The organism is Variovorax sp. 10N420, assembly GCF_056394705.1.
Map to the genome: position 1 here is coordinate 147,613 of NZ_JBFTIJ010000001.1, position 15,847 is coordinate 163,459.

At 62.6% G+C, this 15,847-nt stretch carries 12 protein-coding genes; 1 reads left to right on the forward strand and 11 read right to left on the reverse strand.

Annotated features, from left to right (window positions below):
- Positions 1-24 precede the first annotated feature (24 nt).
- From AC1DEK_RS00730 to AC1DEK_RS00780, 11 genes are all read right to left on the reverse strand, one after another.
- Positions 25-948, reverse strand: a complete 924-nt coding sequence (locus AC1DEK_RS00730; protein ID WP_478123287.1) for a DMT family transporter — start codon at positions 946-948, stop codon at positions 25-27.
- Positions 948-2,780 (reverse strand): translational GTPase TypA, encoded by a 1,833-nt coding sequence (gene typA / locus AC1DEK_RS00735; protein WP_478123288.1) that lies wholly within the window; start codon positions 2,778-2,780, stop codon positions 948-950. Before typA ends, AC1DEK_RS00730 begins: the two co-directional genes overlap by 1 nt.
- Positions 2,777-3,721 (reverse strand): tRNA pseudouridine(55) synthase TruB, encoded by a 945-nt coding sequence (gene truB / locus AC1DEK_RS00740; RefSeq protein ID WP_478123289.1) that lies wholly within the window; start codon positions 3,719-3,721, stop codon positions 2,777-2,779. The genes typA and truB overlap by 4 nt, the downstream gene beginning before the upstream one ends.
- Positions 3,722-3,723: 2 nt before the next feature.
- Positions 3,724-4,095: a 30S ribosome-binding factor RbfA gene (rbfA, locus tag AC1DEK_RS00745; RefSeq protein ID WP_478102915.1), complete on the reverse strand. Its 372-nt coding sequence runs from the start codon at positions 4,093-4,095 to the stop codon at positions 3,724-3,726.
- Positions 4,096-4,116: 21 nt separating this feature from the next.
- Positions 4,117-7,041, reverse strand: coding sequence for a translation initiation factor IF-2 (infB, locus tag AC1DEK_RS00750; protein ID WP_478123290.1), 2,925 nt, complete (start codon positions 7,039-7,041; stop codon positions 4,117-4,119).
- A 24-nt stretch (positions 7,042-7,065) separates the two neighbouring features.
- Positions 7,066-8,550, reverse strand: coding sequence for a transcription termination factor NusA (nusA, locus tag AC1DEK_RS00755; protein WP_478123291.1), 1,485 nt, complete (start codon positions 8,548-8,550; stop codon positions 7,066-7,068).
- A 17-nt stretch (positions 8,551-8,567) separates the two neighbouring features.
- Positions 8,568-9,191, reverse strand: coding sequence for a ribosome maturation factor RimP (rimP, locus tag AC1DEK_RS00760; RefSeq protein ID WP_478123959.1), 624 nt, complete (start codon positions 9,189-9,191; stop codon positions 8,568-8,570).
- A gap of 283 nt (positions 9,192-9,474) precedes the next feature.
- Positions 9,475-11,088: an ABC transporter ATP-binding protein gene (locus AC1DEK_RS00765; RefSeq protein WP_478123292.1), complete on the reverse strand. Its 1,614-nt coding sequence runs from the start codon at positions 11,086-11,088 to the stop codon at positions 9,475-9,477.
- Positions 11,085-12,134, reverse strand: a complete 1,050-nt coding sequence (locus tag AC1DEK_RS00770; protein WP_478123293.1) for an ABC transporter permease — start codon at positions 12,132-12,134, stop codon at positions 11,085-11,087. Before AC1DEK_RS00770 ends, AC1DEK_RS00765 begins: the two co-directional genes overlap by 4 nt.
- Positions 12,127-13,155 (reverse strand): microcin C ABC transporter permease YejB, encoded by a 1,029-nt coding sequence (locus AC1DEK_RS00775; RefSeq protein ID WP_478123294.1) that lies wholly within the window; start codon positions 13,153-13,155, stop codon positions 12,127-12,129. Before AC1DEK_RS00775 ends, AC1DEK_RS00770 begins: the two co-directional genes overlap by 8 nt.
- A 30-nt stretch (positions 13,156-13,185) precedes the next feature.
- Positions 13,186-14,985 carry an extracellular solute-binding protein gene (locus tag AC1DEK_RS00780; RefSeq protein ID WP_478123295.1) on the reverse strand — a complete coding sequence of 600 codons (1,800 nt, stop codon included), beginning with the start codon at positions 14,983-14,985 and terminating at the stop codon, positions 13,186-13,188.
- Positions 14,986-15,022: 37 nt separating this feature from the next.
- Here AC1DEK_RS00780 and fabI point away from each other — a divergent pair, with 37 nt between their 5' ends.
- Complete coding sequence (gene fabI, locus AC1DEK_RS00785) at positions 15,023-15,811, forward strand: enoyl-ACP reductase FabI (RefSeq protein ID WP_478123296.1); 789 nt, start codon at positions 15,023-15,025, stop codon at positions 15,809-15,811.
- Positions 15,812-15,847 lie beyond the last annotated feature (36 nt).

The following is a 15,847-nucleotide window of genomic DNA, read 5'->3' on the forward strand; positions in this document are numbered from 1 at the left end:
CTGTAGTGAGGTCCTTTGAAAGTTTCAGGAAGTCCCGGGCAGCGTGGCCGCGGGCACGCGACGCTCGCGCATGCCAAGAAGTTCATTGAACACGAGCGCGCCAATGACCAGGACACCGCCTGCAAGCACGCTCGACTCTGGCTCTTCTCCGGCGCCGACCCATGCAAGCGCGATACCGAAGATCACCTCCAGGAGGCCCAGAAGCGAGACCTCCGGTGCCTTCAGGACACGCGCGCAAAGCACGGAAAGGACGCACGGAATCGCAAGCTGAAAGAGCCCAAGGAAGGCCAGAAGCCCGAGGTCGTGCGCGTTGGCCTTCAATGGCCACGCCAGCGGTAACGTGACGAGGACGGAAATCATGGCTCCGATCAGCACGGCCGGAACGAGATCGACATCGTGGCCCTTCGCGTGAGCATGCTGAACCACCGTCCAGTTGCACGCTGCGGCAAGCGGAACGCCTAGCGCCACCAGTGTGCCGAGCAGCGAACCCTCTCCGACCTGCGCTCCGTACATCCATCCGATGCCGATGCCGCCCAGGACGATGGCGCCCCAGGTGCGCGCTGCGAGTTTGTGGCCGATGAAAATCCGCGCGCCCAGCGCCGTCAGCAGGGGCCCAAGCGCCATGGTGACCAGAACGTTGGCAACACTCGTCAAGGTGAGCGCGACCATGAAGGCCGTGAACATCACGCTCCAGCAGACGCCGGAGATCCACAGTTCATGCCCCGCGTGCCGAATCCGCGTGAAAACCGCCCTGCCCCTCCAAAGCGGAAGGATCACGAGCAGAGAAACCACCGTGAAGAAGCTTCTCCAGAACGTCACCTCGAAGCTGCGCGCGTGCTCGAGGTGGCGGGTGACGACTCCCGCCGTGGCCCACATGAGGGTCACCACGACCATCAGACAGGCTGCGCGGCCGTGCGTCAGTCCACGACGTCCGCCGGCGGAATGCATCAGGCGCTCTCGCGGGAAGCGCGCTTGCGCTCGTGTTCCTTGAGGTAGCGCTTGCGCAGCCGCACGCTCTTGGGCGTGATTTCGACGAGCTCGTCGTCCTCGATGAATTCCACGCCGTATTCGAGCGTGAGTTCGATCGGCGGCGTGATCTTGATCGCATCTTCCTTGCCGGACACGCGGAAGTTCGTCAGCTGCTTGGTGCGCGTGGCATTGACCACCAGATCGTTGTCTCGGCTGTGGATGCCGACGATCATGCCTTCGTAGACGGGGTCGTTCGCACGCACGAACATGCGGCCGCGGTCGTCCAGCTTGCCCAAGGCGTAGGTGAAGATCTCGCCGTCATCCATCGAAATCAATACGCCGTTCTTGCGGCTGCCGATCTCGCCCTTGTGTGGCTCATAGCTGTCGAAGATGTTCGAGATCAGGCCCGATCCACGCGTCAGATTCAGGAACTCGTTGGTGAAACCGATCAAGCCTCGCGCCGGAATGCGGTATTCGAGGCGCACGCGGCCGCGACCGTCCGGCTCCATGTTGACGAGTTCGCCTTTGCGCTCGCCCAGCGCTTGCATCACGCCGCCCTGGTGCTGCTCTTCGATGTCGGCGGTCACCAGTTCGATCGGCTCGTGCCGCTCGCCATCGATGTCCCGGAACACCACGCGCGGCTTCGACACTGCCATTTCGTAGCCTTCGCGACGCATGTTTTCCAGCAGGATCGTCAGGTGCAGTTCGCCGCGGCCCATGACTTCGAAGACACCTTCTTCGTCCGTTTCCTTGACGCGCAGGGCCACGTTGTGTTGCAACTCTTTCTGCAGGCGGTCCCAGATCTGGCGACTGGTGACGAACTTGCCTTCGCGGCCGGCGAGCGGGCTCGTGTTGACGCAGAAGTTCATCGTCAGGGTCGGCTCATCGACCTTGAGCATCGGGAGTGGCGTCGGATTGACGGGATCGGTCACCGTCACGCCGATTCCGATATCGGCAATGCCGTTGATCAGAACGATTTCACCTGGACCTGCCTCTGCGGCCTGGACGCGCTCCAGACCCTGGAAGGTCAGCACCTGATTGACGCGGCCCTTGACGGCCTTGCCGTCCGGTCCTTCCATCACGACGACATCCATCATCGGTTTGATGGTGCCGGCGTTGATGCGGCCAACGCCGATCCGGCCCACAAAAGTCGAGAAGTCGATGGCCGAAATCTGGAGCTGCAGTGGCGCTTCGGGGTCGCCATCGTGCGCAGGTACGTGCTTGAGGATGGTGTCGAACAACGCCGACATGTCGGGGCCCCACTGTTCACCGTGCTCGCCCTCTTCCAGCGACGACCAGCCGTTGATGCCGGACGCATAGACGACAGGGAAGTCGAGTTGTTCGTCGGTGGCGCCGAGCTTGTCGAACAGGTCGAAGGCGGCGTTGACCACGTGGTCGGGGCGTGCGCCGGGCTTGTCGACCTTGTTCACCACCAGAATGGGCTTCAGGCCGAGAGCCAAAGCCTTTTTGGTCACGAAGCGCGTCTGTGGCATCGGGCCTTCTTGAGCGTCGATCAACAGCACGACGCCGTCCACCATGCTCAGCGCACGTTCGACTTCACCGCCGAAGTCGGCGTGGCCTGGGGTGTCGACGATGTTGATGTGCATACCCTTCCACGTCACGGCACAGTTCTTGGCGAGGATCGTGATACCCCGCTCTTTTTCGATGGCGTTGTTGTCCATCACTGTGTCGACCACTTTCTCGTGCTCGGCAAAGGTGCCGGACTGGCGCAGCAATTGGTCGACCATGGTGGTCTTGCCATGGTCCACGTGGGCGATGATGGCGATGTTGCGGATCTGGTTGGTGCTCATGGTGTCGCTTCGGTCAAAAGTGTCTGCTGGATTTCGATGGGGTTCAGCAAGCGCCCCGGGATCAGTTCGCCGGCCGCGACATGGGCAGTGCCCAGGAAGGCGTGCGGCTCGCGGCCAAATACGGCCACCTGCGATGCGTCGGGCCAATTCCCGCGACGGCGCAGGCCCGACAGGAACCGCGCCGCATCTTCCGGCCCGAGCGTGACCGTCGTATGGCCGGTCACCAGCGATTCAGCCGGCAGAAGTTGCGCTAGACGCTCTTCTTCGCCCATGGCTTCGAACGCTTCGAGGGTCACGCACTGCGAGATGTCGAAGCCGCCTGTCGCGATTCGGCGCAGGAAAGTCAGATGTGCGCCGCAGCCGAGCGCTTCGCCGATGTCTTCGCCGAGCACCCGAATGTAGGTGCCCTTGCTGACCGCAGCGCGGATGTGAATGGTGTCGGCCGTGTCGGCCTTCAGCGTGAGTTCATGAACCACGACATTGCGAACCGCGCGTTCGACCTCGATGCCCTCGCGCGCGTATTCGTAGAGCGCCTTGCCGTCCTTCTTCAGGGCGCTGTGCATCGGCGGCACCTGGGCGATCGGCCCGGTGAACTTCGCTTCGGCCCGCGCAAGATCGTCCGCCGTGACGGACACCGGCCGTTCGGCCATGACTTCGCCCTCGGCATCTCCCGTGGAGGTCTTTATGCCGAGCCTGGCGCGAGCTTCATAGGTCTTGTCGGCTTCGAGATGAAGTTGACTGAACTTCGTGGCGGCGCCAAAGCACAGCGGCAACACACCCGTCGCGAGCGGATCGAGCGTGCCGGTGTGTCCCGCTTTTTCAGCGCGCAGCAACCATTTGGCCTTCTGCAAGGCCTGATTGCTGGAGAGACCCAGCGGCTTGTCGAGCAACAACACCCCATGCACAGGGCGCCGCTGCACCCGTGTGCGTGGCGCGTTCATCGTCAATCGTCTTTCGAGCGCGACGCGACCGCCTGGGCGATCAGCGCATTCATGTCCGCGGCGCGTTCGGTCGTGCGATCGAACTGGAAGTGGAGGGTCGGAACCGTGTGGATGTGCAGGCGCTTGAACAAGCCATTGCGCAGGAAGCCCGCAGCCTGGTTCAAGGCCTCGGTCGTCTCGACCGGATCGCCCACGAGAAGGCTGAAGAAAACCTTCGCGTGCGCGTAGTCCGGCGTGACCTCGACGGCCTGGATCGTCACCATGCCGACGCGCGGGTCCTTCAACTCGCGCGCGATCAGCTCGGTCAGATCGCGCTGGATCTGATCGGCCACCTTGAAGGCGCGGTTGGGGGTAGCGGTCTTTCTTTTGGGCATGGCCGAGGTCGATCCAGGTGCTTACAGCGTCCGGGCGATTTCCTTGATCTCGAAGAACTCCAGCTGATCACCTTCCTTGATGTCGTTGTAGTTCTTGAGCTTGATACCGCACTCGAAGCCTTCGCGGACTTCGCGGACGTCGTCCTTCAGGCGCTTGATCGAGTCGACTTCGCCAGTGTAGATCACCACGTTGTCGCGCAGCAGGCGGAAATGTGCCGTGCGGTTGACCGACCCGGAGGTGACCATACAACCCGCGACCGTGCCGATCTTGGATGCCACGAACACGGTACGGATCTCGGCGGAGCCGATGATCTCTTCGCGGCGCTCGGGCGCCAACATGCCGGCCATCGCCGTCTTCAACTCGTCCACAGCGTCATAGATGATGCTGTAGTAGTGAATGCCGACGTTGTTGCCTTCGGCGAGCTTGCGCGCACCTGCGTCGGCACGCACGTTGAAGCCGATGACCATCGCCTTCGAAGCGATCGCAAGATTGATGTCCGACTCGCTGATGCCGCCGACTGCCGCGTACACCACCTGCACCTTGACCTCTTCGTTCGAGAGCTTGAGCAGCGATTGGGCCAGGGCTTCCTGCGAACCCTGCACGTCGGCCTTGATGATGATCGGCACCATCTTGACTTCGCCCGCGGTCAGGTCGGAGAACATGTTCTCCATCTTGGCCGCCTGCATCTTTGCCAGCTTGGTGTTGCGGAACTTGCCCGCACGGTATGTCGCGATTTCGCGCGCACGGCGTTCGTCGCCCATCACCATGAACTCGTCGCCAGCTTGCGGGACTTCGGTCAGGCCCTGGATCTCGACCGGGATGGACGGGCCAGCCGTCTTGATGGTCTTGCCATCTTCATCGATCATGGCGCGCACGCGGCCGTAGGTCGAACCGGCCAGCACCACGTCCCCGGTCTTGAGGGTGCCGGACTGAACCAGCACCGTAGCGACCGGTCCGCGGCCCTTGTCGAGTTGCGCCTCGATCACGAGACCCTTGGCAGCAGCATCCACCGGCGCCTTGAGTTCCAGCACTTCGGCCTGCAACAGAACCTGCTCCAGGAGATCGTCCACGCCCTGCCCGGTCTTCGCGGACACGGGTACGAACGGCGTATCGCCGCCGTATTCTTCGGGCACGACTTCTTCCGCAACCAGCTCTTGCTTGACGCGGTCGAGGTTGGCATCGGGCTTGTCGATCTTGTTGATCGCCACCACGATCGGCACCTTCGCAGCCTTGGCGTGCTTGATGGCTTCCTTGGTCTGCGGCATGACGCCGTCGTCCGCGGCAACCACCAGGATCACGATGTCGGTCGCTTGCGCGCCGCGGGCACGCATGGCAGTAAACGCCTCGTGGCCCGGGGTATCGAGGAAGGACACCATGCCACGAGCGGTCTGCACGTGATAGGCGCCGATGTGCTGGGTGATGCCGCCGGCTTCGCCCGCGGCGACCTTGGCGCGGCGGATGTAGTCCAGCAGCGAGGTCTTGCCGTGGTCAACGTGACCCATCACGGTCACGACCGGTGCGCGAGGCAAGGCTTCGGCCTGCTGCGCCGACACGTCCTCATCGGTGAAGGCTTCGGGATCGTCCAGTGCGGCGACGACCGCGCTGTGGCCCATTTCCTCCACGATGATCATCGCGGTGTCCTGGTCTAGCGACTGGTTGATGGTCGCCATCTGGCCTAGCTTCATCAATTGCTTGATGACTTCCGAGGCCTTGACCGCCATCTTGTGCGCGAGCTCCGACACCGTGATGGTTTCGGGAACATGGACTTCGATCACGCGAGCCTCGACCGGTGCCGCGGGTGCGCGCTCCTCTTGCCCGTTGCGGTCGTTGCCCCGACGACCACGAGGGCCTCCGCGCCAATTGCCGCGACCGACGCCGCCGCTCGCATCGCCGCGGGTCTTGATTTCCTTCTTCTTGGCGGTGTCACCGGCCCAGCTCGACGAGAGCTTGGCGGATTTCACTTCCTTACCAGCACCGGCACCCGCTGCGGGCGCGGCAGCTCCGGGCGCTCCTGGCGCGCCGGCACGTGCTGCGGGCGCCGTCGGTTTATGCAACGTACCCTTCACGCCACCCTTGGCGGCGTCGGGGGCGGGCTTTTCAGGAGCCTTGTGCGGCACCAGCACCCGAGCCGGCGCGTTCATCATGGCGCGGATGGCTTCGGCCTCGGCGAGCGCCTTGCGACGGCGTTCGTCCAGATCCCTGGCGCGAGCGGCTTCCTCGTCCGCGCGCGCTTTCGACTCGGCAGCGGCCTTTGCCTTGGCGTCGTCCTTGGCTTGCGCGGCTGCCGCCTCGGCAGCAGCCTTGCGGTCAGTGGCGGCAGGCGTTTCTTCCGGAGCCTCCGGAGCGCCTTCAGTCACTGTCGCCGCCGCAGCGGCTTCGGCCGCCTTCTTCTTGGCGGCTGCCTTGGCTTCCTGCTCGGCTCGTTCGGCTTGTTCGGCCTGCGCACGCTCACGCGCCTCGGCTTCTTCACGCAAGCGACGCTTTTCGACCAGCTCTTCTTCCTGGCGCCGGATCAGTTCGGCCTGGCGACGGGCTTCCTCCTCACGGCGGGTGAGTTCGGCTTCGTCGATCTGAGGGGCAGCGGCAGGTGCGGCGACGGGCGCTTCGGCCTGCGGCGCAGCATCGGCAGTCGCCGGATGGCCTTCATCGCGCTGGATGAAAGTGCGCTTCTTTCGCACTTCGACCTGGATCGTGCGGGCACGTCCGGTCGCATCCGCCTGCTTGATCTCGCTGGTCGACTTCTTCGTCAGCGTGATCTTCTTGCGTTCGGGCTCGACCGTGCCGTGGCTGGCCTTCAGGAAGCCGAGCAATCGCTGCTTGTCCGCCTCAGTGAGGGCGTCGGTCGGCGCCTGCTTGGGCACCCCGGCGCTCTTGAGCTGGTCAAGCAAGGTTTCGGGAGTCTTCTTGAGTTCGTTCGCGAACTCGGCGACAGTGGTACTGGACATATTGGTTTCGTGCCTCCATGACCATCACTCTTGGCCGGCGAACCAATGTTCGCGGGCTTTCAAGATGAGGTTCTTGGCGTCATCGGCGCTCTGGCCGGTGATCTCGGTGAGTTCATCGACCGCAAGGTCGGCGAGGTCGTCGCGGGTATGTACACCCGCCTCGGCCAACTTCGGAATAAGTGCCGGATCCAGCCCGGCAAGGTCGCGCAGATCCTGCGAAACGCCCTCCACATTCTCTTCGCGGGCGATTTCCATGGTCAACAGCGCATCCTTGGCGCGCGACCGCAATTCGTTGATCGTATCTTCGTCGAAGCTTTCGATCTCGAGCAATTCGGAAATCGGGACATAAGCGACTTCTTCCAGGCTGGTGAAGCCTTCGGAAATCAGGATGTCGGCGATTTCCTCGTCCACATCCAGCTTTTCCATGAAAAGCTTGCGGCTGGCATCGGTTTCGGTCGCCTGCTTCTGGGCCGACTCGTTGGCATCCATGATGTTGATCTTCCAGCCGGTCAGGTCGGAAGCCAGACGCACGTTCTGCCCGCCACGGCCGATCGCGATTGCGAGGTTTTCCTCGTCGACCACAACGTCCATTGCATGCTTCTCTTCGTCGACCACGATGGAGCTGACGTTCGCAGGTGCGAGGGCACCGATCACGAATTGAGCCGGGTCTTCGCTCCAGAGCACGATGTCGACGCGCTCGCCGGCGAGTTCGTTCGTCACGGCATTGACGCGCGTGCCGCGCACACCGACGCAGGTGCCGATCGGATCGACGCGCTTGTCGTGCGAAAGCACAGCGATCTTGGCCCGTGAACCCGGGTCCCGGGCACAGCTCTTGATTTCGAGCAAGCCCTGTTCAATTTCGGGGACTTCCTGGCGGAAGAGCTCGATCATGAATGCCGGCGCTGCACGAGACAGGATGATTGGTGCGCCACGCAGGGTCAGGTCGACTTCCATGATCATGGCGCGTACGCGATCACCATTGCGGAGGTTTTCCTTGGCGATCATCTCGCTGCGGCGGAGGCGCCCTTCGACCCGGCCGGCCTCGACGATGATGTCGCCCTTGTCCAGCCGCTTGACGGTGCCAGTGAAGATCTTCTCGCCACGCGACATGAAGTCGTTGAGCAGCATTTCGCGCTCGGCGTCTCGGATCTTTTGAAGAATGACCTGCTTGGCAGCCATCGCGCCGATACGGCCGATCGGCACCGAATCGACGGCCTCTTCGATGTATTCGTCGACCTCGATGTCCGGCATCTCTTCCTTGGCTTCGAAGAGCAGGATTTCCTGGTCGGGCAATTGCAGGCCGGCCTCATCGGGAACGACGTGCCAACGACGGAAGGTCTCGTAGTCGCCGCTGTCGCGGTCCACGGCGACGCGAATGTCCACATCGCCCTGATAGAGCTTCTTGGTAGCTTGCGCCAAGGCGGACTCGACCGCACCGAAGACGACGTCGCGCTCGACGTTCTTCTCGCGCGAGATCGCATCCACCAACATCAACATTTCGCGATTCATGCCACCACTCTCCTCGTTCAGTCCGACACTACCGTGCCAGGTTTGGGCCTGCGCCCCTTGAAATCCACTATCGGGGCGAGCCGCGCCTCACGCAACTCGTCCAAGGCAAAACCCAGCGCCTGCATCGGAGCAGGCGCGCGCTTTTTGCTGATCTTCTGGCCAGGCTTTGGCACCGAGCGGCCTTCGGGCTCCTGGCTCCAGACGATCTGCCAGCCCTGCGAACCGTCGGCCATCGCAACCCGCTCCAACGTGCCCCGAAATTTCTTGCGATTGGCCGCCACTTGGCCGCTTGCCGCCGCACCCATCGGTGCCTTGAGCGTGATGTCGACGACTTCGCCCACAAAACGCTCGAAATCCTGCTCATTGCGTAACGGGCGGTCGATGCCTGGAGATGACACTTCGAGCCGCTTGTATTCGGCGCCATCGACTTCGAGTGCGAACTGCAACTGTCGCGTGACCTTTTCGCAATCCTCGACCGTCAGGACGGGCTCCGGCACCCCAGGCGCCACAGCGACAGAATTTGGGCCATTCCACGGCAAATCAATCGTGACGCGCAGCAATCCCCCGGCCGACCGCTCGATCTCGACCAGGTCGTAGCCGAGTCCGGCCACGGTTTGTTCCACTGTCTGCTGCAATGCCACGTGTCTGTTTGCGCCCTTGATGTGCCCGATGCCGCCGCCCGCTTTTGCAGCACCAGGAAAAATGCTTCGACCAATAAAAAACGGGCGGTAAGTACCCGCCCGTTTGGTCGTGAGCCTCGAATTATATGCCAAACGCGTTACGAATTCATCGTTTTCCAAGGTCCAGGCAAGCGGATGCGGTACCAGTCTTATTGTCATCAGTCCGACACAGCCGCTACAGCTTCGCGGCGGCGTGAGGCCCGGCCCTTGCCGATACGCAACATTTCCTGCATCCATGACTCGCCTATTCAGCCAAGGCGGCGGCGACTAGTTTCTGGGTGTAAGGATGCTCCGGCGCGTCGAGCACGCGCTCGACCCGGCCGGATTCGAGAATCGCACCGTCTTTCATGACGATGACCTGGTGCGCCATCGCGCGGATCACCTCCACGTCATGTGTAATCAATAAGTAACTTAGGCCGCGCTCGCGCTGCAAGCGCTGCAGCAATCCCAGGACCTGCTTCTGGATGGTCACGTCGAGCGCGCTCGTCGGCTCGTCAAGTACCAGCAGACTGGGATCGACGATCAGTGCGCGAGCGATCGCGAGGCGTTGTCGTTGCCCGCCGGAGAATTCATGCGGGTAGCGGTCCAGAAGCGCGGGGAACTGCGCGTCGGTCAACCCGACGTCGGCCAGCGCCGCCAAGGCGCGCGTTCGCCGCTCCGTCGAACCGAGTTCGGGTGCATGAACGGTCAGGCCCTCGGCGACGATCTGTTCGACGGTCATGCGCGGCGAGAGCGACGAAAACGGGTCCTGGAAGACCACCTGCATGACGCGCCGCAGCGCACGGTTGCTGGCCCGTCCCGCGTCCCAGCGGTGGCCGGAGACGTCCAGTTCCCCCTGGTGCTTCAGCAAGCCGAGCGCAGCCAACGCCAGAGTGGATTTCCCCGAACCCGACTCGCCCACGACGCCCAGGGTCTCTCCAGGGCCGATGCTGAAGTCGGCGCCTTGAACGGCAATGAACTCGCCTTTGCGAAACCAGCCTCTCACTCCGGGCCTCGAGACCGGATAGCTCACGCGCAGCCCCTTCGCGGCCAGTACCGGCGCAGCGCCACCGGCGGGGGCAGGATCCACATCCCGTGTCGGCCGGCTGTCGATCAACTTGCGTGTGTAGGGATGCCGCGGCGCGCCGAAGACGGTCGACACGGCACCATGCTCGACGACGTGACCGTTTTCCATGACCGCCACGCGATCTGCGAACCGGTGCACCAAATTGAGGTCATGGGTGATGAGCAGCACGGCCATGCCGTACTTGCGCTGCAGGTCCGCCAGCAGTTCGAGGATCTGCGAGCGCACCGTCACGTCGAGCGCGGTGGTCGGCTCGTCCGCCAGCAGCAGGCGCGGCCTGCAAGCCAGCGCCATCGCGATCATCGCCCGCTGGCGCTGTCCGCCCGACAACTGATGCGGAAACGCCCTCGCCCGCCGCGCCGGTTCGGGAATGCCGGTGTCCGCCAGCAGTTGCACCGACGCTTCGTGCGCCGCCCTGGAAGACAGCGCCTGATGAAGTTCCAGCACTTCGGCGATCTGGTCGCCGACGGTGTAGAGCGCATTCAGAGCGGTCATCGGCTCCTGGAAGATCATCGCGATCTCCTTGCCCCGGATGCCGCGCAGCTTCGATTCAGGCAGTGACAACAAATCGCGGCGCGCACCCGTCGATTCGTCTCCAGCAAATTCGGCGACGCCGAAAACGTCCGCGTTCTGAACCAGTCGAAGCAGGCTCAGCGCGGTGACTGTCTTGCCTGACCCCGACTCGCCGACCAACGCCAGCTTTTCGCCCTGTGCGATGCTGAAGTCGATGCCGTGCACCACTTCCTTGTCGCCGAAGGCAACCCTGAGCCCCTGGACATTCAACAAGGGTGTCATCTGTCAGCCTTTCGCGGATCGAGCGCGTCGCGCAGCGCGTCGCCCATGAATGTCAGCAGCATCAGCGTGAGGACGAGCACGCCAAAGGTAGACAAGGAAATCCACCAGGCATCGATGTTCGCCTTGCCTTGGCTCAGGAGTTCGCCAAGCGAAGGCGTACCAGGCGGAACGCCCAGGCCGAGGAAGTCGAGCGAAGTCAACGCCAGGATCGCAGCGCTCATGCGAAACGGAAGAAACGTCACCACCGGCGTCATGCTGTTGGGCAGAATGTGCCGCCACATGATCTGCAGATTGCCCACGCCCAACGCTCGCGCGGCCCGCACGTAGTCCATTTGGCGATTGCGAAGGAACTCGGCGCGAACATAGTCGGAAAGCCCCATCCAGCCGAAGAGACTCAGCAGGATCAACAACAGCGCGACGCTCGGCGCAAACACGGCGCTGAAGATGATGAGCAAATAAAGCTCGGGCATTGAACCCCAGATCTCGATGAAACGCTGGAACGCGAGGTCGGTCTTGCCCGCGAAGTAGCCCTGCACCGCGCCGGCCGCCACGCCCAGCACGGTGCCGATGGCGGTGAGGGCCAGGCCGAACAGTACGCTTACCCGAAAGCCGTAGATCAGTTGTGCCAGCAGGTCGCGACCTCGATCGTCCGTGCCCAGCCAGTTGTCGCGGGTTGGCGCCGCCGGACTCGGAGACTTTGCGAAGTAGTTGAGCGTCTTGGGGCCGTACGGGTTCGGTGCGTAGATCGCCCAGTTGCCGCCTTGCGTGATGCGCTCGCGAATGAACGGATCGAGGTAGTCCGTCGGTGTCTCGAAGTCGCCGCCAAAGGTTTTTTCTGAATAGTCGCGCAAAACGGGAAAGTAGATCTTTCCCTCGTAGCGCATGACCAGCGGCCGGTCGGTCGACAGCACTTCGGCAAAGAGGCTCGTGACGACCATCACCACGAACAGCAGCAGGCTCCAATACCCCAGCCGATTGCGCTTGAAGCGCAGCCACGCGCGGCGTCCCGGGCTCAGCGACACGGGCTTGGCGGCGGCGCTAGTCAAACTTCACCCTCGGGTCGACCCATACGTAGCAGAGGTCTGAAATAAGCTTGGTCACCAAGCCGATCAGCGTAAAGAGATAAAGCGTGCCGAGCACGACCGGATAGTCGCGCCGGATCACGCTCTCGTAGCCCAGCAAGCCAAGCCCGTCGAGCGAAAAGAGCGTCTCGATGAGCAGCGAGCCCGTGAAAAACGCACCGATGAAAGCCGCCGGCAGGCCGGTGACGATCGGAATCAACGCGTTGCGAAATACGTGCTTCCAAAGCACCTGCCGTTCGCCCAGGCCCTTGGCGCGAGCCGTCAGCACGTATTGCTTGCGGATCTCCTCCAGGAAGGCGTTCTTGGTCAGCATGGAGGTCACCGCAAAGCTCCCCAGCACCATCGCTGTCACCGGCAAGGTGATGTGCCAGAGGTAATCGACGATGCGCGCACCCCAGCTGAGTTCGTCCCAGTTGGCCGAGGTCAGGCCGCGCAACGGAAACCATTGCAGTTGCCCACCAAAGATCACCAGCAGTGCCACGCCGAGGACAAAACCCGGAATCGCATAGCCGACGAGGATCAGCAAGGTGGTCACGAGGTCGAAGCGCGTGCCTGCGCGCACGGCCTTGGCGACGCCCAGCGGCACCGCAACCCCGTAGCTGATGAAGAAGGTCCAGAGCCCGAGACTGATCGAGACGGGGAGCTTCTCCAGGATCAGCGTCCACACATCCTTGTTCTGGAAGAAGCTTCGGCCCAGGTCGAAGCGGGCGAACTGCCCCAGCATCTGAAAGAGCCGCTCGTGCGCCGGTTTGTCGAAACCGTAGAGCGCCTTGATTTCCGCCAGCCGCTTCGGATCGACTCCCTGGTTGCCGCGATAGTTGGAGCCACCCGATTCGATGCCGCCGCGCGTGGCCGCCTTCGCTTCTGCGAGGTACTGCTCCACAGGACCGCCCGGCACGAACTGAATCACGAAAAAGGTCACCAGCAGCACGCCAAGCAAGGTGGGGATGAACAGCAACAGCCGCTTGAGGACATAGGAAAACATCGGGTCTTCGTTTCCTTTGCTGGCTCTGCCCTATTTGGCCCACCAGGTCGTCATGACCCAGTCTTCGGCCGATGCATAAGGCGGCATCGGCGATTTGTAGGCCAGGCGCCAGGCGTTGTAGGCGATCCGGTGCGACGTCAAGGTCCACTGCGGGATCAGGTAGTGGCTGTGCATGATGACCCGGTCGAGCGCCCGGCAGGCCGGAAGGAGCTCAGCCTTGCTCTCGGCGCGCACGATGTCGTTCACCAACGCATCGACCGCCGGACTGCTCACGCCCATGTAGTTGCCCGAACTCTCCGTCGTGGCCGCCTTGCTCCCGAAGATGTCCGCCAGTTGCTGGCCAGGATTGTTTGTGCCTGGAAAGTTGATGGTCGTGATGTCGAACTCGAACTTGTCCAGGCGCTGCTGGTAGAGCGCGAAATCAACCGAAGCGAACTTCAGCGTGATGCCCAGCTTCTCGAGATTGCGCATCCACGGTGACACGGTTCGGGCACCGCCCTCCTTGCTGTCGAGATATTCGAGTTGCATCGGCTCGCCTCGGGCATTGCGCAGCGCGCCATCGCGATATTCCCAGCCAGCCTGCTTCAGGAGATCACTGGCCTTGCGCAAGTTGTCTCGCAGCGAGTGCCCTGGGCCCTCGGTGGTCGGCGGCTCGTACATCGGTCCGAACACCTCGTCGGGAATCTTTCCGCGCCAAGGCTCCAGCAGCCTGAGCTCTTGCTCGGATGGCGTGCCTTCGGCCGCGCAATCGGTATTGCCGAACAGGTCCCTCACGCGCGGATAGCCGCCGTAGAACATCTGCCGATTCATCCACTCGTAGTCGAGCGCGAGGCCGAGCGCTTGCCGCACGCGCCGATCCTGCAGCAACGGACGCCTGCTGTTGAGCACGAAGCTCTGGAAGCCCGACGGCAGCCGATGGGCGAATTCGCGCTTGACCAGTTCCCCGGTATTGAACCGCTTTCCCGTCACGCGGCGCGCCCAGTCGCCCGCCGAATAGAAGCTCATCATGTCGAACTCGCCGGCCTTGAATGCTTCCAGGCGCGCCGTGTTGTCCTGGTAAATCTTGATCGTGATGCGGTCGAAGTTGTTCGTGCCGCGCCGAACGGCAAGGTCGCGCGCCCAGTAATTCGGATCGCGCACGTAGGTGATGTCCTTGCCGAAACGCACAGGGCCGATCTTGTAAGGGCCGCTGCCGATCGGGATGTCCATCACCACCTGGTCGAAAGGCTTGGCTTTGCCGTTCTCCATGCCCCATCGGCGGCTGAAGACGGGCAAGCCGCCGACAGTCAGCGGAAGTTCGCGGTTCGGCTTCTTGAACTTGAAGCGAATGGTCCGCGCGTCGATCACCTCGGCGCCTTCGACATCTTCGAGCAGAGTCTTGTAGCCGGGCGACACATACGGACCGATCAATGTGTCGTAGCTGTGCTTGACGTCCGCGGCCTCGACGGGCGTGCCATCGTGAAAGCGCGCCTCAGGGCGAAGCTTGAAGGTCGCGCTGAGCCGATCGGGCGAGACCACCACATCCTCGGCCAGGAGTCCGTAGCCCGATGCCGTCTCGTCCATCGACCCGGCCAGCAGCGAATCGAACATCAGGTTGGCCAAGTACGCGGGCGGGGCCCCCTTGATGGTGAAAGGGTTGTACTTGTCGAAGGTCGAATAGCGCTGATTGCTGACCAGGCGCAACTCGCCACGCTTGGGCGCATCGACGTTGACGTAGTCGAAAGCCTTGAAGCCGGCCGGGTACTTCAGGTCGTCCCACATGGCGTAACCATGCGCCGCCCAAGCGGGAACCGCACACACCAGCAAGCAACAGAACCAAAGAACCCGCATGCGAGAATTCTGCCCAAGATTTTCACGAGGTCGATCCATGGGCTTTCTTTCCGGCAAAAAACTTCTGATCACCGGCGTGCTGAGCAACCGCTCCATCGCCTATGGCATCGCCAAAGCTTGCCACCAGCAAGGGGCCGAACTGGCTTTCAGCTATGTGGGCGAGCGATTCAAGGACCGTATTGCCGAGTTCGCCGCGGACTTCGATTCAAAGCTGGTTTTCGACTGCGATGTCGGAAACGACGCGCAGATCGATAAGCTCTTTGCCGATCTTTCTCAGACCTGGCCCAAGTTCGACGGTTTCGTGCACAGCATCGGCTTTGCGCCGCGCGAGGCCATCGCCGGCGATTTCCTCGAAGGGCTTTCGCGCGAGGCATTCAAGATCGCGCACGACATCAGCGCCTACAGCTTCCCGGCAATGGCCAAGGCGGCCCTGCCCTACCTCAACGACAAATCGGCGCTGCTGACACTGACCTACCTCGGCTCGATCCGCGCGCTGCCCAACTACAACACCATGGGCCTTGCGAAGGCTTCGCTCGAGGCCTCGGTGCGTTATCTGGCTGAATCGCTCGGCCCCAAGGGGATGCGCGTCAACGGCATCAGCGCCGGTCCGATCAAGACGCTGGCTGCCAGCGGCATCAAGGACTTCGGCAAGCTCCTCTCTGCAATCTCGAAGGTCGCGCCGATGCGGCGCAACGTCACCATCGAAGAAGTCGGCAACGTCGCAGCCTTCCTGCTGAGCGATCTTGCAAGCGGGGTCACCGCGGAGATCACCTATGTGGACGGCGGTTTCAGCAACGTCGTCGGGGGCATCTCAGAATCCGTCTGAAGCGGCACATAGCCGCATTTAATAATCCCGGCATAC

Bases quoted from the DNA above. Each gene is read 5' to 3' on its own strand.
- AC1DEK_RS00780 (WP_478123295.1), bottom strand. From the start codon at position 14,985: ATGCGGGTTCTTTGGTTCTGTTGCTTGCTGGTGTGTGCGGTTCCCGCT.
- AC1DEK_RS00775 (WP_478123294.1), bottom strand. From the start codon at position 13,155: ATGTTTTCCTATGTCCTCAAGCGGCTGTTGCTGTTCATCCCCACCTTG.
- AC1DEK_RS00730 (WP_478123287.1), bottom strand. From the start codon at position 948: ATGCATTCCGCCGGCGGACGTCGTGGACTGACGCACGGCCGCGCAGCC.
- truB (WP_478123289.1), bottom strand. From the start codon at position 3,721: ATGAACGCGCCACGCACACGGGTGCAGCGGCGCCCTGTGCATGGGGTG.
- rbfA (WP_478102915.1), bottom strand. From the start codon at position 4,095: ATGCCCAAAAGAAAGACCGCTACCCCCAACCGCGCCTTCAAGGTGGCC.
- typA (WP_478123288.1), bottom strand. From the start codon at position 2,780: ATGAGCACCAACCAGATCCGCAACATCGCCATCATCGCCCACGTGGAC.
- infB (WP_478123290.1), bottom strand. From the start codon at position 7,041: ATGTCCAGTACCACTGTCGCCGAGTTCGCGAACGAACTCAAGAAGACT.
- AC1DEK_RS00765 (WP_478123292.1), bottom strand. From the start codon at position 11,088: ATGACACCCTTGTTGAATGTCCAGGGGCTCAGGGTTGCCTTCGGCGAC.
- nusA (WP_478123291.1), bottom strand. From the start codon at position 8,550: ATGAATCGCGAAATGTTGATGTTGGTGGATGCGATCTCGCGCGAGAAG.
- fabI (WP_478123296.1), top strand. From the start codon at position 15,023: ATGGGCTTTCTTTCCGGCAAAAAACTTCTGATCACCGGCGTGCTGAGC.